This window comes from Roseateles sp. (assembly GCF_046300915.1).
In the GTDB taxonomy this organism is placed as follows: domain Bacteria; phylum Pseudomonadota; class Gammaproteobacteria; order Burkholderiales; family Burkholderiaceae_C; genus Kinneretia.
In genome coordinates, this window is record NZ_JBKCLH010000038.1 from 1 (window position 1) to 17,421 (window position 17,421).

Here is a 17,421-nt window from a genome sequence, read left to right on the forward strand (position 1 = left end):
GATCGATGCCCAGCCCGGCGCGCGCGCCACGCCCTGGAGCGGCGATGTGCATGCCGAAGGCAACCCGCACATCCACACCGATCCGCGCCGCCTGCTGGAGGTGGCCGCCGGCCTGGCCGAACAGCTGCAGGCCCTGCTGCCTGCGGCCGAGCGCCCGGCCGTGGCCCAGCGCCTGGCGGCCTTCCAGCAAGACTGGCGTGGCCGCATCGCCGTCTGGGAGCGTCAGGCCGCGCCGCTGCGCGGTCGTGCGGTGGCGGCCCAGCACAGCAGCTTTGGCTATCTCTTTGCCTGGCTGGGCCTGCGCCCGGTGGCCGATCTGGAGCCCAAGCCCGGCATGGCGCCCACGCCCGGCCACCTGCAGCAGCTGCTGGAGCGCCTGCGCAGCCAGCCGCCCGCGGCCGTGGTGATCAGCAGCTACCAGGACCCGCGCCCGGGGCGCTGGCTCAGTGGCCAGCTGAACGGCACGCCCCTCCTGGTGCTGCCCGCCACCGTGGGCGAGGATGCCGCCGCGCCCGAGCTGGCGCAGTGGATGGATGGCCTGCTGCAGAAGCTGCTGGCCGTGCCGGGACGCTGAGCCATGGGGTTCTTGAGCGAGTTCTGGTTCCTGGCCCCCGCGGCCGCCTTGGCCTTGGGCCTGCTGGCTCTGGCGCCCTTGGGCGAGCAGGTGCTGCGCCGCGGCGTGGTCTTCATCGACCTGGCCGTGGCTCAGGCGGCGGCGGCCGCGGCTCTGGCCGCAGCCACCCTGATAGACCATCCCGGCTGGTGGCAGACCCAGGCGGCGGCGGCGGCCGGGGCCCTGCTCAGCGCGGCCCTGGTGGCCGGTCTGGCGCGGCGCTGGCCGGCTCAGCGCGGGGCCTTGATCGGCCTGCTCTACGTGGCTGCCGCCTGCGCGGCCCTGCTGGCTGCGCGCCTGGACCCGCATGGGCGCGAGCGCTTGGCCGAGCTGCTGGCGGCCGATGTGCTGTGGGCGGGCTGGTTCCAGGTGGGCGTGCTGGCCGTGGCCGCGGCGGCCGTCTTGCTGCTGCGCCCCTGGCTGGCGCACAACGCGCTGTTCTTCCCGCTCTTTGCCGGGGTGGCCAGCCTGGCCGTGCCGGTGCTGGGCCTCTTCGTGGTCTTTGCCGCCCTGATCGCGCCGGCCCTGTGGCGGCGGGCCGCCCATGGCTGGGGGCTGGCCCTGGGCGGTGCCCTCGCGGCCGTGGGTCTGGGGCTGGGTTTGTCGTGGGGCCTGGACGCGCCCAGCGGTGCCTGCGTGGCCCTGGGCCTGGCGCTATTTGGCGCGGCGGCGGCCTTCAGCCCTGCAGGCTCAGGTCCAGGACCGTCGCCACAAACAGGGTGAAGCCCAGCCAGTGGTTCTCGCGGAAGGCGCGGAAGCAGCCCTCGCGCGTGCGGTCCTTGATCAGGCGGTAATGCCAGACCACCTGGGCCGCCGCCACGGCGATGCCCAGCAGGAAGACCCCGCCCAGACCCAGCTGCAGGCCCAGGGCCGCCCAGCTGGCCAGGAAGAGGGCGTAGAAGGCCATCACGCCGGCCACATCCCAGCGGCCCAGGGTCAGGGCCGAGGTCTTGATGCCGATCTTGATATCGTCATCGCGGTCCACCATGGCGTACTCGGTGTCATAGGCCAGCACCCAGAACAGGTTGGAGATCAGCAGGGCCCAGGCCGCCAGCGGCACCGCACCGCGCAGGGCCGGCCAGCTCCAGTCATGGCTGCCCAGGGTGGCGGCAAAAGCCATGGGAATACCGAAGCTGAAGGCCACGCCCAGCACCGCCTGGGGCATGGCCACCACGCGCTTGGCATAGGGGTAGGCAATCGCCACCAGCAGGGCCGCGAAGGACAGGGCGATGGTGGGCGCATTGGTGGTCAGCACCAGCAGGAAGGCCAGCAGGGCCAGGGCGGCGCCCAGCAGCAGGGCCTGCTTGACCGACACCGCGCCGCTGGTGACCGGGCGCTGGGCGGTGCGCTTCACATGGCGGTCGAAATCGCGGTCGGCCACATCGTTGACGCAGCAGCCGGCCGAGCGCATCAGGATGGTGCCCAGCGTGAAGACGATCAGCAGATGCCAGCCCGGCCAGCCGTCGGCCGCGATCCACAGCGCGCTGAGCGTGGGCCAGAGCAGCAGCAACCAGCCCGCGGGGCGGTTCCAGCGGATCAGGTCCAGGTAGAGGGACAGGCGGTTGCGGCCGGTGGCCGCCGGGGACAGGGGCTCGGAATTCACGCCCGCCATTGTGTCAGCAGCCGCCTCGCTTTCAGCCCGGCGGCTCACTCCTGGGGCACGAAGATCCAGAGCAGCAGATAGATCAGGGCGCCGGTGCCGGCGAACAGCAGGGCCAGCGCAAAGAGCAGGCGCACGGCCCAGGCTTCCAGACCGGTGAAACGGGCCAGGCCGCCGCAGACACCGCCCAGCCAGCGGTCGTCGCGGCTGCGGCGCAGGCGGTTCAGGGCCAGTCCCTTGGCTGCACCCTCCGGGGCGCCGCTGCCCTGTCGTCCATCCAGCACCCGCGCCTTGGCACGCGCAAACTCCTCGTCGCTCAGGGCGCCGCGCTGATGCAGATCGGCCAGACGGCCCAGTTCTTCGCTATCGGACATGTCGTGCTCCCGAGGGGAGTGGATTGAACACAGGCGCAAGCCTACGCTGCGAGACCCGCGCCGGCCAGCCGGGCGCGACGAAGTGCCGCCGCGGTGGTACAGACTTGCGCAGCGCCGGACAGTCCGTCAGCGCGCTGCACGTGCCAACACCCGGCCCCGCGGCCCCCGGTCGTTCGGCTGCTCAACCGCTCAGCCGTCGATCTTCTGCTGGAACACCAGGCCCGCGTGCTCGCGCAGGGCATGGAACTTGATCTTGGGCCAGTTCTCCTGCATGGCGCGCAGTTCACCGGCGTACTCCAGCAGCACGGTGGGCGCGTTCACCGCGTCCCAGGCCACGCGGTGGGCGTTGTGGTCGATGAAGCGGCGCAGCTCCTTCTCGCCGCCATCGGCTTCGTCGCAGGTGACCCAGCGCGCCACGTTGTAGCGCGCCGCGGTGATGCGGGCCTTGACGCCGTACTCATGCTCCAGGCGGTGGGCCACCACCTCGAACTGCAGCTGGCCCACGGCGCCCAGCAGCAGCACGCTGCCGGCCTCGGGGCGGAAGACCTGGATCGCGCCTTCCTCGCCCAGCTGGCGCAGGCCCTCGCGCAGCTGCTTGGTCTTGAGCGGGTCGGCCACTTCCACGCTGCGGAACATTTCCGGCGCGAAGAAGGGCAGGCCGGTGAACTGCAGGGCCTCGCCCTCGGTGATGGTGTCGCCCAGCTGCAGCACGCCATGGTTGGGAATGCCGATGATGTCGCCGGCAAAGGCCTCGTCCAGCAGCTCGCGGCGCTGCGAGAGGAAGCTCACCACGGTGTTGGGCCGCAGCTCCTTGCCGCTGCGCACCACCTTGAGCCGCATGCCGCGCTCGAAGTGGCCCGAGGCCACGCGCAGGAAGGCGATGCGGTCGCGGTGGGCCGGGTCCATATTGGCCTGGATCTTGAAGACCACGCCGCTGAACTTGGGCTCCTCGGGCTTGACCACGCGCTGCATGGCCGCGCGCTCGGCTGGGGCCGGGGCCAGCTCCACCAGGGCGTCCAGCACCTCCTGCACGCCGAAGTTGTTGACCGCGGAGCCGAAGAACATGGGCGTCTGCTTGCCGCCCAGGAAGTCATCCAGCTCGAAGGCCGGCGCGGCCTCGCGCACCAGTTCGATCTCGCCCTGGGCGTTTTCGTATTGCATGCCGAAGCGCTCGGCATAGGCGGGGTTGTCCAGGCCTTCCAGCACTTCCTCGGTGCCGGCCACGCGGTCCTCGCCGGGCGAGAACACGCGCATGCGCTCTTGGCGCAGGTCCATCACGCCATGGAAATGCTTGCCCATGCCCACCGGCCAGGTGAAGGGCACGACGGTCATGCCCAGCTCCTGCTCGATCTCGTCCATCAGGGCCAGCGGGTCTTTCACCTCGCGGTCCATCTTGTTGACGAAGGTGAGGATGGGCGTGTTGCGCGCGCGGCAGACCTGCAGCAGGCGCCGCGTCTGCGGCTCCACGCCGTTGGCCGCGTCGATCACCATGAGCGCCGCGTCCACCGCGGTCAGCACGCGGTAGGTGTCTTCCGAGAAGTCCTGGTGGCCCGGGGTGTCCAGCAGATTGATCACGCAGTCGCGGTACTCCATCTGCATCACCGACGACGCCACCGAGATGCCGCGCTGCTTCTCGATCTCCATCCAGTCCGAGGTCGCATGGCGCGAGGCCTTGCGCGCCTTCACCGAGCCGGCGATCTGGATCGCGCCCGAGAACAGCAGCAGCTTCTCGGTCAGCGTGGTCTTGCCCGCGTCAGGGTGGGAAATGATGGCGAAGGTGCGGCGGCGGCGGACTTCGCTGTCGATGCGCGAGGCGATGGGACTGTCGGCGGACATGAGAGGGGCTCAGGCAGGGCCCGCCGCGCGGGCCAGGGCTCCACAAGGGAGCCGGCGCGCACGCAGGCAGGCGGGTGATACGGGCAAGCTGCGGATTATCGCAGCCGACCCGCAGCCAGCCTCAGGCGCTCAAGCCCCGCCGGTTTGGACCTGAGCGGCTTTCTGCTGTTCCTGCAGCGCTTGCTTGCGCTTGCGGCCCTTGTCGTAGTGCCACTTGATCGCGAAGTACATGCCCGTTCCAAACACCAGGATCTTGAACGTGAAGAGGGCAATGGGAATCCAGGCCATGGGTAGTGAGCTTTCGAACGTATGCTGAAGGATGGGGGCGGCGGACCGGGGCCGGGTTGAAGTCTAAAGCCCAGGCCCAGCCTTGCGCTTTCCCTTTCCTACACTGCGTGCGATGAAGACCGTCCTCCTTGGCAACAGCGGCAGCGGCAAGACCTGGCTCGCGGAAAGACTCTCCCGACTTCACTCGGTGCCCGTGGTGCATCTGGACGATCTGTTCTGGATGCCGGGCGGCTTTGAGCACAAGCGCCCGCAAGCCGAGCGAGCCAGGATGATCGCGTCCACGCGGGCGCAGGCAAGCTGGATTGTCGAAGGCGTCTATGGTCAGCTCGCGGCCCCATTTCTTGAAGACGCCCAGACCCTGATCTGGCTGGATTTGGACTGGCACATCTGTGAGCGCCGCCTTCACGCTCGAAGCGCTGCGAGCGAGCTGCATATGTCGCGCGCGCAGTCGAGCCAAGGACTCGCGGCGCTTGTGAGCTGGGCGGCCAGTTATGACCTTCGCGACGATGCGATGTCGCGTCGTGGACATGGGAAGCTGTTCGATGGATTTCCCGGGAAGAAGCTCCGCTTGCTAACGGAGGAAGACGTAAGTCGCTATCTCGCGGCAGTCCCTAGCTAGCCCGACTCGCCTTATCCTCTCTCCGAGTCACATGCCTCAAGCCCCCAATCCTCATATGGGCCGGCCCGACATCCGCCGCCTATTCCTTGTGCTCAGTCTGACCGCCATGTGGCGACCGGGCCGGGCAGTTCCTGCCGACGCCGCCTTGGCGCCCGCCACAAACACCCGCACGCCGCGCTGCCGCCGCACGGGTGAGCTGGAAACGGCGAGCACCCGCCAGCTGGCTTTCCCGCCCTTTGCGCTGGCCGAGTTCGAACCGTTTGACAGCCAGCGCGCGCTCTGAGGAAACTGCGTGACGCGCATGAAACGGCAAGTCGTCATCAAGCCCGAGCATCCTCGATGCCTGCCGGTCCATCCTCAAGGGATTTCCGAAGCATGAGTCCAGCGCCAGGCACCCGACCGTCACTCGGCCCCTCCGCGTCACTGCCGCCGGCACTCTGGCGTGTTCGCATCCAGGCGATTGCCTGGTTTGTGCTGCTGACGGCTTTTGTGCTCGGGCTCCCCGTGCTCCTGGGCTGGGGCTACGGCCTGATGGCCCTGCTGTTGCTCGTCGCGGCGATTCTGTCGCTCGCGACCGCCTGGCTGTTCCGACGGCTCTCCCCCACCGCGGCGGGGCGACCGTTTGCCAAGGTCTGGTCCCGTGCAGTCCTAGGCTGGATCCTGGCCCTTGGGGTGCTGCTGGCTGCGCCGGTCTACTACCTGATGGTGCTCACTGAGGTCCGGCCGGCTACGGTCTCCCAGGTGGCCCTGAGCAATGGCTCGAAGCGCGTGATTTTCCAAGGTATGCAGCACATCGGCTCCGAGCATTTCTACAAGGCCGTCATCTATGACATCGAGAAGGCCTTGTCGGAGGGTTACGTTGCCTATTACGAGGGCGTGCAGACGAGCAGCCCGGCGTCGCAGGCCTTCTTCGAGAGGCTGTCGCGGGAGCTGGTGGGCGGGAGCGATCTGAGTGGCACCTACAAGTCGATCGGCGAGGTGTGCGGCATGAAGTTCCAGCTCGACTTCTTTGCGCTGCTGGAGGCGGACAAGGCCGAACATCCCGAGCGACATGTCATCGCCGACGTCGATGCCCTTGAGCTCAAGGCAGAGTACGAGCGCCTGAAGCGGGAGGATCCGGCCTTTGCGAAGGCGCATTCACAGGACTTTCGTTCTGTGCCCGCGGCCAACGACACAGCTTTCTTGCAGCGGGTAATCGAGTGGCTGAAGCGCGGCAGTGAGTCACAAAAGACGCTGGGCGGCATTGTTTGCCGGGGGCTGTTCACGCTCAACCAGAGCGCTGCGTCCAGCACGCCAAGCCCGATGGCGCCGGTGATCCTGGATTTCCGCAATCGTGCCCTCGCTCAGCAGATCATGCAGGCCCCAGACGACAAGATCTTCATCACTTATGGGGCGGCGCATCTGCCCGGTCTTGTGGCAGCCTTGCGCAAGTTGGATCCCAAGTGGGCGGTGGGCTCGGTGAAATGGCTGCGCACCATCGAGGCTCCTGAACACCTTCAAGGCACGCTGCCAGGCCTCAGCCCCTGAACTCCGGCATTGATACGAAGAAGAGACGGTGACGATGACAAGCCCCCTCCTTTCCATGTCAGCCGCGCAGGCACGCCGCGTGCTCGCCGCGCCGCCTCTGCGCATCGTGTTGCTCGGGGCCCTCTTGTTGGTGTTGATGGCATTGAACGGCGACCTGATGAGCAGCTACGGCGCCGAGCCACTCAAGGCCGCTCTGCACATCATCGCCATGGCCATCGCCGGCTTTGCCGTCTATCTCGGCTATGCGCATTTTGTCGAGCGGCGTTCCGCCACCGAGCTCGGCACGACGGGCCTGGGCCGGGAGCTCGGGACAGGGCTGCTCATCGGCGCTGCCCTTTACGCCGCCTGCGAGGGCGTGCTGATGGTCCTGGGCATCTACCGCATCGAGGGACTGAATCCCTGGAGCTATATGCTCCCGGCCATTGCGATGGCCATCAGCTCCAGTGTCTTCGAGGAGCTGTTGTTCCGCGGCGTGCTCTTCTTGTCGATAGAGCGGTGGTTTGGCAGCTGGGTGGCGCTGGCAGTGTCTTCCCTGGTGTTCGGTCTGACCCATCTGGTCAATCCGCAGGCAACGCTCGAGGGCGCGCTGTTCATTGCCGTTGAGGCTGGCATCCTGCTGGGCGCTGCCCTCATGCTGACGCGCCGGCTGTGGCTGAGCATTGGCTTTCATATGGCTTGGAACTACACGCAACAGGCCATCTTCTCCGGCATCGTGTCCGGCAACGATGCGGCACCAGGATTGATTCGGTCCACCATCAAGGGCCCCGACTACCTGACCGGAGGCGACTTTGGCGTCGAGTCCTCCGTGCTGGCGCTGGTGCTGTGCACCACGACCGGCATCGTGATGCTGGTGATGGCGCATCGGCGCGGGCGAATTGTGGCGCCGATCTGGAAGCGCACCGTCTGATCCGGCGAGGTGCCGCCGGCACCCCGGCTGCCGCCTGTCTCTTTGGCGTATTGGTGGCCTTGGCGGGCGCTCCGGACCTGCGCCAGCTGGTCAAGGGGCCGGCGCAGGGCCGACACCGGATGGCGCGGCATCTGTGGCGTATGTGCCTGGCCTTGTTCATTGCGGCCGGCTCCTTGTTCACCGGACCGGGCGCGGTGATCTTCCCGGCCGCCTGGCGCAGCTCGGGCTGGATGTCCCTGCCCGAGAACCTGACGCTGCTGATCATGCTGGCCTGGCTGCTCGGCCTGGCCTGGGCGGGGCTGCGCCAGCGGCGGCGCCGTCAGGTCGGGCCCAGCGTCACCCCGGTGGGTCGGCGCTGATTGGCCCGACTACTCGACCTTGACGCCCATCAGCGCCGGATCGCCCGTGGGATAGCGCAGGTCCAGCCCCAAGAGCGTTTCCTTGAGCCGCTGCGCAATCATCAGATTGCGGTGGATCTTGGAGTCGGCCGGCACGATATGCCAGGGCGCCCAGGGCGCGGCGGTGGCCGCGATGGCGCGCTCGTAGGCGGCCTGATACTCGTCCCAGCGCTTGCGGGTCTCCAGGTCCGAGGTCTGGAACTTCCAGTGCTTGGCGGGGTCGTCCACGCGCTCCTGCAGGCGCTGGCGCTGCTCCTCCTTGGAGATGTGCAGCATGAACTTGAGGATCACGGTGCCGGTCTCGGCCAGCATGCGCTCGAAGTCGCGGATATGGGTATAGCGCTGGGCGGTCTGGTGCTCATCGATCCAGCCTTCCACCACTGGCACCAGCACGTCTTCGTAGTGGCTGCGGTTGAAGACCATGATCTCGCCCGCGCCCGGCACCCGGCGGTGGATGCGCCAGAGGTAGTCATGCTCGCGCTCCTCGGCGCTGGGCGCCTTCCAGCCCACGGTGTGCACGCCCAGCGGGCTCATGCGCCCGAACACGCCGCGCAGGGTGCCGTCCTTGCCGCTGGTGTCCATGCCCTGCAGCACCACCAGCAGCTTGTAGCGGCGGTCGGCATAGAAGAGGTTCTGCAGCGCATCCAGCTCCTGGGCCAGTGCCTCGACGGCGGCCTTGTCCTCGGCCTTGCCATTGCCGTTGCCGCAGGGCTTGGCGGCGGGGTCGTAGGCGGTCAGGCTGAAGCCGCTGCGCGCGCGCGTGAGCACATAGTGGCTCAGGGGCGGCTTGCGGCGGGGCCTTGCGGTGCTGGCGCTGCTGTTGTCGTTGGGCATATTGACCACTCCTTGGGCGCAGGGTGACGCTGGCGGTGCCGGATGGCCCAGGCGGCCAGCAGGCTGTAGCCCAGGGCCTGCAGGGCCAGGGCCAGCAGCTGGGGCTGTACCGCCTGCAGCGGCGCGTCCATCTGGTTCAGGCGCAGCAGGGCCTGGATGCCTGTGACGGCGGGCAGGGCCTCGCCCAGCCACCACAGCGGCACCGGCAGGGCCTCGCGCGGCCAGGAGAAGCCGGCCCGAAAGGCCATGGGCAGGGAGGTGGCCAGCCTCAGGGCCATGGCGCGTTCGCGATCGGCCAGCAGGGCGCCCAGGGCCATGCCGGCGGCGCAGCTGGCCCACACCAGCAGGCCCAGGGCCAGGGCGCTGCCGGCCGGGTTGCCGCCATGGGCGTAGCCAAAGAAAGGAAAGATCAGCGCATAGAACCAGGCCGCGCTCAGCCCGCCCAGGCTGGCCAGAGCCGTCAGACGCGCGCTCCACAGGCTCAAGCGCTCCGCAGGGGCGGGGCACTCGAAGCGCTGACCCACCCACATGGCCACGCCGATCAGCAGCAGCTGCTGGATGATGAGCACGGCCACCGCCGGCACCACGGCGCTGCCATAGCCCTCATGCGGGTTGTATAGGGCCGCCAGCTCTACATTCAGCGGGTTGCGGCTGGCCTGGGCCTGCAGGGGTGACTGGCCGCCGGCCTGCAGCTGGCGCAGCTCGATGCCGGCGGACACCGTGCCCAGCACCTCGGCAAAGCCCTGCAGCACGATCTTGTTGGGCAGGAAGTAGGCGCCGTCGGCCAGCACGGGCACGACCTGACCCCGCCCCAGCCCGGCCTCGCGCTTGAGGCCTGCCGGCAGCAGGGCATAGCCGCGGATCTCGCCCGCTGCCAGGGCCGCGCGTGCCGCGCCCTCGTCGGCGGTGAGCAGGCGCAGCTCCAGGCGCGGGCTGGCCTGCACAAAGCGCTGGATCTGGCGCGAGAGCGCGCTGTGGTCCTGATCCACCAGGGCCACGGGCACGCGCTGCAGCTGCTCGCTGCTGTAGGGCCAGGGGTAGAAGAAGGAATAGATCAGGGGCGCGATGATCAGCATCAGCAGCACGCCGGCATCGCCCAGCACGGCGCGCCAGGTGGCGACGATCTCCTGCAGCCAGCTTCTGCTCATCGCCGGCCCCAGGCTCGCGGGTCGGCGGCCACCGCAGGCAGGCGCCAGGCGCCCAGGGCCAGCAGGGCCAGGCTGGCGGCGGCCAGCAGGCTCATCAGGGGCAGGGCGCGCGTGGCGGGCCAGCCCTGCTGCAGCAGGCCCACCTGGGCTTGCATCACCCAGGTCAGGGGCAGGGCCTCGGCCCAGAGTCGGGCGCCCTCGGGCATGGCCATCAGGGGAAAGCCGATGCCGGAGAATGCAAAGGCCGGCGCGGTGATGAAACCGGCGGCCGAGAGCGCCAGGCGCAGCGAGCGGGCCAGCAGGGCCGCGGCCGCGCCCAGGGCCAGATACAGCGCCAGCATCAGCCCGTGCAGGGCCAACAGGGCCGGGCCCTGATGCATCAGCCCCTGCTGCGCCAGGGCCTGCAGGATCAGCAGGTCCACGCCCAGCAGCAGCAGCCAGGCCGGTGCCAGCTTGCCCAGCAGGGCCGGCCAGGCCTGGCCCCGGGCCTGGGCCAGCCAGGCGTTCACCGTGGCCTCGCGCAGCTCGCGGCCCACGCTCCAGGCACCGGCCACCATGGCCAGCAGATGCAGCAGGGCCGGCATCAGGGCCGTGGCCAGGAACTGCTGGTAGTTGAGCCCGGGGTTGTAGGCCGAGCCCAGGCCGGCCCGCAGGGGCTCGAAGCCGCCGGCCGCCGCCAGGGCGGGCTGGCCGCGTTTCTCGCGCGCCAGGATCTCGATGCCGGCCGAGAGCGTGCCCACCACGCTGCGCACGTCCTTCTGGATCAGGCCCGAGTGGGTGCTGAACTGGGCGTTGTGCAGCAGGCTCACATGGGCGGCGCGGCCGCTCTTGAGCTCGCGGGCCAGGCCCTGGGGAATGACGAGCAGGGCATAGACCCGCCCGGCGCGCAGGGCCTCGCGGGCCTGGGCCTCATCGCTGGCGGGCTCGGCCAGGCGCAGGCCCGGCGCGGCGTCCAGCATGCGCTGCAGCTGGCGCGAGAGGCCGCTGTGGTCCTGGTCCAGCACGGCGATGGGCAGCTGCGTGGCCTGGCCGGCCGCAAAGCTCCAGAGCATGAGCAGGCCCAGGGCCAGGGGGAAGAGGCTGATCAGCAGCAGGTCCAGGGGCGAGGCGCGCAGGCGTGCCCATTCGCGCCGCCAGCTGCCCAACCAGGCGCTCATGGCGGGGCCCGGCGCAGCACTCATTCAACAATCACGCTCATGCCCGGTCGCGCGCCGGCCACGGGCTGCAGGGGCCGGGCCTTGACCTCAAAGGTGCGCAGGTCATAACCCTGGTTGCCGCGGGTGGCACGCCAGGTGGCGAAGTCGGGCAGCACCTGGCTGGCCACCACCTTGAAGCGCTGCGGCCCCAGATCCGGCAGGGCGGGCAGGCGGGCGCTGAATTCCTGGCCCACGGCATAGCGGGCCAGCTGGTCCTCGCGCACATTGAACAAGGCCCACTGGTTCTGCAGGTCCACCACCGTGACCACGGGCACGCCCGCGGGCGAGAGCTCGCCCACCTTGGCCAGCACCTTGGCCACCTCGCCGGCCACGGGGGACTTGAGCTGGGTCTCGGCGCGGGCGGCTTCCACCTCCTGCACCAGGCCCGCCACCTGGCGCGCCTGGGCAGCGGCCGCCAGCAGGTCCTCGGCGCGGGCGCCGGCCTGGGCCATCTCCCACTGGGCCTTGGCGGCCTCGGCCTGGCGCTCGCTGGCGCGCCAGTTGGTTTCGGCCTCGTCGCGCTTCTGGGCGGCAATCAGGCCGTCCTTGAACAGGCTGTCCACCCGCTCGAAGCTCTTGCGTGCCAGATCGGCCCCGGCGCGGGCGCGCTCGTAGCTGGCCTGGGCCATGCGGATCTCCTGGGGGCGCGCGCCGTTGCGGGCCTTGAGGGCCACGGCCGAGGCGGCGGCCTCAGCGCTGCTGGCCTGGGCCAGCTTGGCCTGAACCTCGGGCGAGTCAATGCGCAGCAGCAGGGCGCCGGCGGCAATGGTCTGACCTTCTTGCACCGCCACCTCGGCAATGCGGCCGGTGAGCTTGGGCGCGATATCGGTTTCCTGGGCTTCCATCATGCCCTGCAGCGGGGCCTGCGCCGGGCCGCGGCCGGCGCTCCACAGCGCATAGACGCCCAGGGCTGCGAGCAGCAGCACGGCGGCGGGGATCAGGGCCTTCTTGGCATTCATCTCGGATCACTCCAGACGCAGGTCGGCGCGGGCTAGGTACTCGCCCAGCCGCCCGATCTGACCGCTGGCCGCGAGCAGCTGGGTCAGGGACATCAGATAGTCGTAGGCCAGCTGGGCGCGCTCGGTGCGCAGCTTGGCCAGATTGAGTTCGGCATCGATCAGCTCCAGGGCCGTGCCGGTTCCCTGGCGCAGACCCGCCTGACGCAGGCGCAGCAGCTCCAGCCCCAGGGCCTCTTGGGCGGCCATGGCCTGGTAGCGCTCGCGGGCGTTCTCGGTGGCGCGCCATTGCTGTTCCACCAGCAGGGCGATATCGCTGCGGGCCTGGGCGTCGCTGGCCTGGGCCTGGGCGATCTGGCGCGCATGGCCGCGCTCCAGGGCCTCATGGTCCAGCGAGTCCCAGAGATTGATGCGCAGGCCCAGGCCCGCCACCCAGTCGCCGCGCTCGCCGATCTGGCGCTGGCCAAAGGCAAAGAGCTGGGGCCGGTTGATGGCCTTGCTGGCTTCGCGCAGCTGCTCGGCCTGACTCTTCTTAGCCGCCACCTTGGCCAGGCCGGGGTGTTGCAGCAGGGCCTGCTGTATGAAGTCGCCCAGCGGCGCCAGGGGCTGGCTGGACAGGGCCAGGGGGCTGCTGGGGCGCACGCCCTCGCTCAGTTTCAAGCTTCGCGCCAGGGCGCTGGCCGCCAGCTCGGCATCGCTGCGCGCCTTGCGGGCCTGCTGGCATGCGTCCGCCAGGGCAGCCTGGGCTTGCAGCCGCTCCAGCTGGGAGGCCAGACCGGCCTTGAGCATCTTCTCGGCCGCCGCATCGTGCTGGGCAATGGTGTCGGCCGCGGCCTCGCGCAGGGCGGCGGCACGGGCGGCCAGCTGAGTCAGGAAGTAGCGCTGCGCCAGCTGGGCCAGGGCTTCCTCCTCGCTGGCACCCAGCTCGGCACGGGCTTCCTGACCCTGGGCCTGGACCAGTCCCCGGGCCGCATCGGCGGCGCCGCCCATATAGATGGGCCAGATGCCGCTGAGCATGGCCAGCTGGCCGCTCTTGCTGCGCTCCAGGGTGTAGCTGTGCGGCAGCTGGGGCAGGGGCGGCAGGATGGCGCCGATGCTGGGCGGCAGCAGATTGCCCAGGACCTGGTCCAGGCGCGACTTGAGCGGATCCAGGTCCAGATCCAGGCTGGCCTGGTAGCGGTAGGCTGCGGCCAGCACGCTGACGCTGGGGCCGCCCAGATGGCGTATGCCCTCGGCCTGGGCCTCGCGCTGTTCCAGCTGGGCCCGGGCGGCGGCCAGGCGGTCGGAGCCCTGGCGCAGCTGGGCGGCGGCCTCGTCCCAGCTCAGCGAGACGGGCTGGGCCAGGGCCGGGGCCAGGCCCAGCCCCCAGAACAGACTGATGAGGAGTCGATGCAAGCGCTCAGTCTTCCAGCAGGCTGCGCAGCATCCAGGCGGTCTGCTCATGCACCGTCAGGCGCTGGGTGAGCAGATCGGCGCTGGGTTCGTCGCTGGCCTTGTCCACCAGGGGGAAGAGGCTGCGTGCGGTGCGGGCCGCGCCCTCATGACCTTCCATCAGGATGCGCACCATCTCCAGGGCCTTGGGCGGCTCGGTCGGGGCATCGGGCAGGGAGCTGAGCTTGGCGAACTGGGCGTAGGAGCCGGGTGCCGCATGGCCCAGGGAGCGGATGCGCTCGGCGATGGGGTCCACCGCGTTCCAGAGCTCGGTGTACTGGGCCATGAACATCGCGTGCAGCGAGTTGAACATGGGGCCGGTCACGTTCCAGTGGAAGTTGTGGGTGGTCAGGTAGAGGGTGTAGGTATCGGCCAGCAGGCGCGAGAGGCCTTGCGCGATGGCGCTGCGATCCTTGTCGCTGATGCCGATATTGATGGCCGGACCCGGGGTCGCGGCAGCCTTCTTCTTGCTCATGAGGTACCTCAAGGTGAGATGGATTGCCTGCCCCGACTATAGGCCTTCCATCCGTATCGGCCTACGACGGGATGCAGCCTTAGGGGGAGCCGGCATGCGATACAGGGCCGCTGTGGTGGCAATATGGTGCCGGGTCTTGCATACCGATCAACACAAGGAGAGATCGTGAAACCTGCGACCGGCTTGGCGCTGCTGATCTTGCTGCTTGCCGGCCTGCTCGGCTTGCCAGCCTGGTCCACGGAGGGGTCCGTGGACTTGCAGCGCTGGACGCTCTACATGAACGTCCTTTATCTCAGTGGCTACATGGCCGTCGGGCTGATGTCCTTGGCCATGTTGCTGGCCATGCGCTGGCCGTCCCTGAATCGGCGGTTGGGCGGTCTTGATCGGGCCTATCAGGTGCATCGCCAGCTGGCGCTATGGGGCACGGGGCTGGGCTTGTTTCACTACCTGCTGCGGCAGTTGGTCAAGGAGTTGCGCCATGCGGGCTTGATGAGCAAGCCTCAGGATGCGCCCTCCTGGGCCTTGGAGCTGCTGCGGCCGCTGCACGGTTCGGCCAAGGACTTGGCGGAATGGGGGCTGTATCTGGCCATCGCCCTGGTATTGCTCGCCTTGTGGCGACGCCTGCCTTACCGCTGGTTCGCCCTGGCGCACCGCCTCATGCCGCTGGCCTTTCTGGCTGTGGCCTATCACAGCGTGGTCTTCCTGCCCAAGGGTTACTGGGGGGGCTGGGGCCTGCTGGGCTCCGGCTTGCTGATGCTCCTGATGCTGCTGGGTGGCCTCGCGGCCATCATGTCCTTGGTCGGTCGGGTGGGCCGGAGTCGCCGCCATGCGGGCGAGGTGATCGAGGTGAGAAGTCTGCCTTTGGACGTGCTGGAGATCCGCCTGCGCCTCGCACCCGGTTGGCCGGGGCATGAGAGCGGGCAGTTCGGGCTGCTGACGCTGGACACCCGGGAGGGTGCGCACCCCTTCACGATTGCCTCCAGTTGGAAGGGTGATGGCGAGCTGCGATTCGCCATCAAGGCTCTGGGCGACTACACCCGCCGCCTGCCCGAACTCGTGGCGCCAGGTGATCGTGCCTGGGTGGAAGGCCCTTACGGGCGCTTTGTCTTCGCGGATGCCAAACCCCGGCAGATCTGGGTGGGTGGGGGCATCGGCATGACGCCCTTCGTGGCGCGCCTGCAAGAGCTGGCTCAGGCCCGCAGTGCCGACCCGACCCAGTTGCAGACGCAGCAGCTGGAGCTCTTCTATTGCACGCGCAGGGGCGATCCCGAGATCACCCAGGCCCTGCATGAGCTGGCGCAGGCGGCGGGCGTGCGGCTACACGTGCTGGAGACCGCGACCCAGGGACAGCTCAGCGCGCAACGCCTGATGGACCTTGCGCCCCATTGGCGCGAGGCCAGCATCTGGTTCTGTGGACCGGCCCGCTTCGGACAGGCCCTGCGCGAAGGCCTGTCCGCCCAGGGTTTGCATGCCGCCGATTTCCATCAGGAGGCCTTCGAATTTCGCTGAACCGCTTGCACTCAGCGTGCCAGCACCATCGCGAAGTAGCCCCCCACGGTCAGCAGCACGCCAGACACTGCGTAGCCGACAGGGAAACCGAGCCACGGCACCGAGGAGCCCACCTCCTTGGCTGCCTCACGTGCCGGCCCCGAGTGGCTGCGGGCGCCCGCGGTGGCGCCCATCAGCACGGCGGGGTTGATCTTCATGATGTGGTAACCAATCGCCCAGACCACGATGGGAGGGATCGAGGAGGCGGCGAAGCCGATCACGAAGATCTTGAGCGCGATGGCGCCGGTCAGTTGCGTCAGCAAGCCAGCGCCCGCATTGATGCCGACGATGGCCACGAAACCGATCAGGCCCAGATCCTCCAGCACATTGCGTGCGGCATTGGGCGTGTCGCCAAAGAAACGCAGCCGCGAGGACAGCGAGGACACCACGATGCCCGAGAGCAGCAGGCCGCCGGCATTGCCCAGGCCAACGCTGGAGCCGAAGGCCGGGAACTCAATGGCGCCGATCAGGAAGCCCAGGATCATGCCCAGGGAGAGGGTGAGCAGATCGGTGGCTGTATTGTGTCGGGCCACCCGGCCGAACATGGCGCCCGCGGCATCCACCGCCTGCTTGGCGCCGACCAGGAACACCACGTCCCGGCGTGCCAGACGGGTATCTAGACCCACGGGGATGGGTTCGCCTGCACGCTCAATGCGGGTGATCTGGAGCTGGCCGGCAAAGGGCAGGGTATTGAATTCCCGCAGGGCCTTGCCGATAGCGTCCTTGCGCGTCACCAGGATCTCGGCCTGATCCAAGGACACCGAGAGCGCGCGGGCATCGGCCACTTCGGGACCGATCAAGCCCATGTGGTCAGTGAGCGCCTCAAGGCGGCCACCCAGAGCAATGATGTCACCGAGCTGCAGCTGGAGCGAGGGATCATTGCCCAGCAAGTCCTGACCCCGCTCCACATTGGCAATGCGGTATTCCGGGTAGCGGGCGAGGAAGGCTGCAATGGTCTGTCCGGCCAGCTGCGGATTTTCGAGCCGGTAGGCGCGCAGACCGAAAGGCCTGAATCCCGAGAGACCAACCTCGTCCACATTCGGCACGCCATGGCTGGCTTCGAATTCCTTGGCCGCGGCCTTGGCGTCCACGCCCCAGATGCGCGGTAGGTACTTGCACATCAAGATGATGCCTACTGTGCCCCAGATATAGGTGATGCCGTAGGACAGAGCGATCATGGCCGAGATGCTCTCCCGGTCGGCCCCCGCTGGGACCATGCCGCCGCTGACGGCTTGCTCCGCCGAGCCGATGGCTGCGGACATGGTTTGCGAGCCTGCCAGAATGCCGCCTGCAGCGCCCACGGGCATGTCCAGCAGCTTGCAGCCAATCACCACGATGAGCAGGCCCAGCACCGGAGCGATGATGGCCAGGACCGCGTACTTGATGGATTCGCGCGACAGCGCGTTCAGGAACGACGGGCCGACGCGCAGTCCGACGCCGTACATGAAGAGGTAGTAGAGAAGCGACTTGGCAAAGTCATCGAGGTGGAAGGTCTGTCCGTAGGCCGCGCCCATCGTGGCCAGGGCGCATCCCACGATGATGGCTGCGGCCACCGATCCCAGTCCGTAACCCTTGATGCTGAAACGGCCGGCCCAGACGGCCAGGCCGATGGTGAGAAAGAGCAGCACGTAGGGGTTGGCCGCCAGATATTGCATCAGTGCCTGCATGGCA

Annotated in this window: 19 protein-coding genes; 8 read left to right on the plus strand and 11 right to left on the minus strand. The window is 68.7% G+C overall.

The features are described from left to right. Together ACK5F2_RS02195 and ACK5F2_RS02200 are read left to right on the plus strand one after the other, a co-directional pair. Nucleotides 1-574: metal ABC transporter substrate-binding protein (locus tag ACK5F2_RS02195; protein ID WP_409862443.1), on the plus strand; the 574-nt coding region annotated here is incomplete at its 5' end. Between the two features lie 3 nt (nt 575-577). Further along, complete coding sequence (locus tag ACK5F2_RS02200) at nt 578-1,336, plus strand: hypothetical protein (RefSeq protein WP_409862445.1); 759 nt, start codon at nt 578-580, stop codon at nt 1,334-1,336. Here the strand turns inward: ACK5F2_RS02200 and ubiA are convergent. From ubiA to ACK5F2_RS02220, 4 genes are all read right to left on the minus strand, one after another. Continuing rightward, nucleotides 1,290-2,216: a 4-hydroxybenzoate octaprenyltransferase gene (ubiA, locus tag ACK5F2_RS02205; RefSeq protein WP_409862447.1), complete on the minus strand. Its 927-nt coding sequence runs from the start codon at nt 2,214-2,216 to the stop codon at nt 1,290-1,292. The genes ACK5F2_RS02200 and ubiA overlap by 47 nt on opposite strands. A gap of 44 nt (nt 2,217-2,260) precedes the next feature. Beyond that, nucleotides 2,261-2,587 carry a PspC domain-containing protein gene (locus ACK5F2_RS02210; RefSeq protein WP_409862448.1) on the minus strand — a complete coding sequence of 109 codons (327 nt, stop codon included), beginning with the start codon at nt 2,585-2,587 and terminating at the stop codon, nt 2,261-2,263. A 189-nt stretch (nt 2,588-2,776) separates the two neighbouring features. Continuing rightward, nucleotides 2,777-4,423, minus strand: coding sequence for a peptide chain release factor 3 (locus ACK5F2_RS02215; RefSeq protein ID WP_409862449.1), 1,647 nt, complete (start codon nt 4,421-4,423; stop codon nt 2,777-2,779). Nucleotides 4,424-4,552: 129 nt separating this feature from the next. After that, the gene (locus ACK5F2_RS02220) at nt 4,553-4,711 is read right to left on the minus strand and encodes a hypothetical protein (protein WP_409862450.1); all 159 of its coding nucleotides are present in this window, start codon (nt 4,709-4,711) and stop codon (nt 4,553-4,555) included. A gap of 112 nt (nt 4,712-4,823) precedes the next feature. Between ACK5F2_RS02220 and ACK5F2_RS02225 the strand changes: the two genes are divergently transcribed. From ACK5F2_RS02225 to ACK5F2_RS02245, 5 genes are all read left to right on the plus strand, one after another. Continuing rightward, entirely contained in the window at nt 4,824-5,330 is a 507-nt protein-coding gene (locus ACK5F2_RS02225; protein WP_409862452.1) for a hypothetical protein, read from the plus strand. A 145-nt stretch (nt 5,331-5,475) separates the two neighbouring features. Beyond that, the gene (locus ACK5F2_RS02230) at nt 5,476-5,613 is read left to right on the plus strand and encodes a hypothetical protein (protein WP_409862454.1); all 138 of its coding nucleotides are present in this window, start codon (nt 5,476-5,478) and stop codon (nt 5,611-5,613) included. 92 nt (nt 5,614-5,705) lie between these two features. Beyond that, on the plus strand, nt 5,706-6,857 hold the full coding sequence (locus ACK5F2_RS02235) for a hypothetical protein (protein WP_409862456.1): 1,152 nt from the start codon (nt 5,706-5,708) through the stop codon (nt 6,855-6,857). Between the two features lie 34 nt (nt 6,858-6,891). Next, nucleotides 6,892-7,764, plus strand: coding sequence for a CPBP family intramembrane glutamic endopeptidase (locus tag ACK5F2_RS02240; RefSeq protein WP_409862458.1), 873 nt, complete (start codon nt 6,892-6,894; stop codon nt 7,762-7,764). 59 nt (nt 7,765-7,823) lie between these two features. Continuing rightward, complete coding sequence (locus ACK5F2_RS02245) at nt 7,824-8,123, plus strand: hypothetical protein (RefSeq protein WP_409862460.1); 300 nt, start codon at nt 7,824-7,826, stop codon at nt 8,121-8,123. Nucleotides 8,124-8,132: 9 nt separating this feature from the next. Here ACK5F2_RS02245 and ACK5F2_RS02250 read toward each other — a convergent pair whose 3' ends face one another. From ACK5F2_RS02250 to ACK5F2_RS02275, 6 genes are read right to left on the minus strand one after another with little or no spacing between them, the layout of a single operon-like run. After that, on the minus strand, nt 8,133-8,996 hold the full coding sequence (locus ACK5F2_RS02250) for a PPK2 family polyphosphate kinase (RefSeq protein ID WP_409862461.1): 864 nt from the start codon (nt 8,994-8,996) through the stop codon (nt 8,133-8,135). Then, nucleotides 8,939-10,144, minus strand: a complete 1,206-nt coding sequence (locus ACK5F2_RS02255; protein WP_409862462.1) for an ABC transporter permease — start codon at nt 10,142-10,144, stop codon at nt 8,939-8,941. The genes ACK5F2_RS02250 and ACK5F2_RS02255 overlap by 58 nt, the downstream gene beginning before the upstream one ends. Continuing rightward, nucleotides 10,141-11,301, minus strand: coding sequence for an ABC transporter permease (locus ACK5F2_RS02260; protein WP_409862464.1), 1,161 nt, complete (start codon nt 11,299-11,301; stop codon nt 10,141-10,143). The genes ACK5F2_RS02255 and ACK5F2_RS02260 overlap by 4 nt, the downstream gene beginning before the upstream one ends. Before the next feature lie 20 nt (nt 11,302-11,321). Then, complete coding sequence (locus ACK5F2_RS02265) at nt 11,322-12,299, minus strand: HlyD family secretion protein (RefSeq protein WP_409862465.1); 978 nt, start codon at nt 12,297-12,299, stop codon at nt 11,322-11,324. A 6-nt stretch (nt 12,300-12,305) separates the two neighbouring features. After that, on the minus strand, nt 12,306-13,691 hold the full coding sequence (locus ACK5F2_RS02270) for a TolC family protein (protein ID WP_409862466.1): 1,386 nt from the start codon (nt 13,689-13,691) through the stop codon (nt 12,306-12,308). A 4-nt stretch (nt 13,692-13,695) separates the two neighbouring features. Beyond that, nucleotides 13,696-14,202, minus strand: coding sequence for a Dps family protein (locus ACK5F2_RS02275; RefSeq protein WP_409862467.1), 507 nt, complete (start codon nt 14,200-14,202; stop codon nt 13,696-13,698). Between the two features lie 165 nt (nt 14,203-14,367). Between ACK5F2_RS02275 and ACK5F2_RS02280 the strand changes: the two genes are divergently transcribed. Beyond that, nucleotides 14,368-15,711 carry a ferric reductase-like transmembrane domain-containing protein gene (locus tag ACK5F2_RS02280; RefSeq protein WP_409862468.1) on the plus strand — a complete coding sequence of 448 codons (1,344 nt, stop codon included), beginning with the start codon at nt 14,368-14,370 and terminating at the stop codon, nt 15,709-15,711. An 11-nt stretch (nt 15,712-15,722) separates the two neighbouring features. Here the strand turns inward: ACK5F2_RS02280 and ACK5F2_RS02285 are convergent, their stop codons facing one another. Then, the gene (locus ACK5F2_RS02285) at nt 15,723-17,417 is read right to left on the minus strand and encodes an aspartate:alanine exchanger family transporter (RefSeq protein ID WP_409862470.1); all 1,695 of its coding nucleotides are present in this window, start codon (nt 17,415-17,417) and stop codon (nt 15,723-15,725) included. Nucleotides 17,418-17,421 lie beyond the last annotated feature (4 nt).

Bases quoted from the DNA above. Each gene is read 5' to 3' on its own strand.
- ACK5F2_RS02200 (WP_409862445.1), top strand. From the start codon at position 578: ATGGGGTTCTTGAGCGAGTTCTGGTTCCTGGCCCCCGCGGCCGCCTTG.
- ACK5F2_RS02265 (WP_409862465.1), bottom strand. From the start codon at position 12,299: ATGAATGCCAAGAAGGCCCTGATCCCCGCCGCCGTGCTGCTGCTCGCA.
- ACK5F2_RS02240 (WP_409862458.1), top strand. From the start codon at position 6,892: ATGACAAGCCCCCTCCTTTCCATGTCAGCCGCGCAGGCACGCCGCGTG.
- ACK5F2_RS02215 (WP_409862449.1), bottom strand. From the start codon at position 4,423: ATGTCCGCCGACAGTCCCATCGCCTCGCGCATCGACAGCGAAGTCCGC.
- ACK5F2_RS02225 (WP_409862452.1), top strand. From the start codon at position 4,824: ATGAAGACCGTCCTCCTTGGCAACAGCGGCAGCGGCAAGACCTGGCTC.
- ACK5F2_RS02250 (WP_409862461.1), bottom strand. From the start codon at position 8,996: ATGCCCAACGACAACAGCAGCGCCAGCACCGCAAGGCCCCGCCGCAAG.
- ACK5F2_RS02285 (WP_409862470.1), bottom strand. From the start codon at position 17,417: ATGCAGGCACTGATGCAATATCTGGCGGCCAACCCCTACGTGCTGCTC.
- ACK5F2_RS02255 (WP_409862462.1), bottom strand. From the start codon at position 10,144: ATGAGCAGAAGCTGGCTGCAGGAGATCGTCGCCACCTGGCGCGCCGTG.
- ACK5F2_RS02235 (WP_409862456.1), top strand. From the start codon at position 5,706: ATGAGTCCAGCGCCAGGCACCCGACCGTCACTCGGCCCCTCCGCGTCA.
- ACK5F2_RS02220 (WP_409862450.1), bottom strand. From the start codon at position 4,711: ATGGCCTGGATTCCCATTGCCCTCTTCACGTTCAAGATCCTGGTGTTT.
- ACK5F2_RS02210 (WP_409862448.1), bottom strand. From the start codon at position 2,587: ATGTCCGATAGCGAAGAACTGGGCCGTCTGGCCGATCTGCATCAGCGC.
- ACK5F2_RS02275 (WP_409862467.1), bottom strand. From the start codon at position 14,202: ATGAGCAAGAAGAAGGCTGCCGCGACCCCGGGTCCGGCCATCAATATC.
- ACK5F2_RS02260 (WP_409862464.1), bottom strand. From the start codon at position 11,301: ATGAGCGCCTGGTTGGGCAGCTGGCGGCGCGAATGGGCACGCCTGCGC.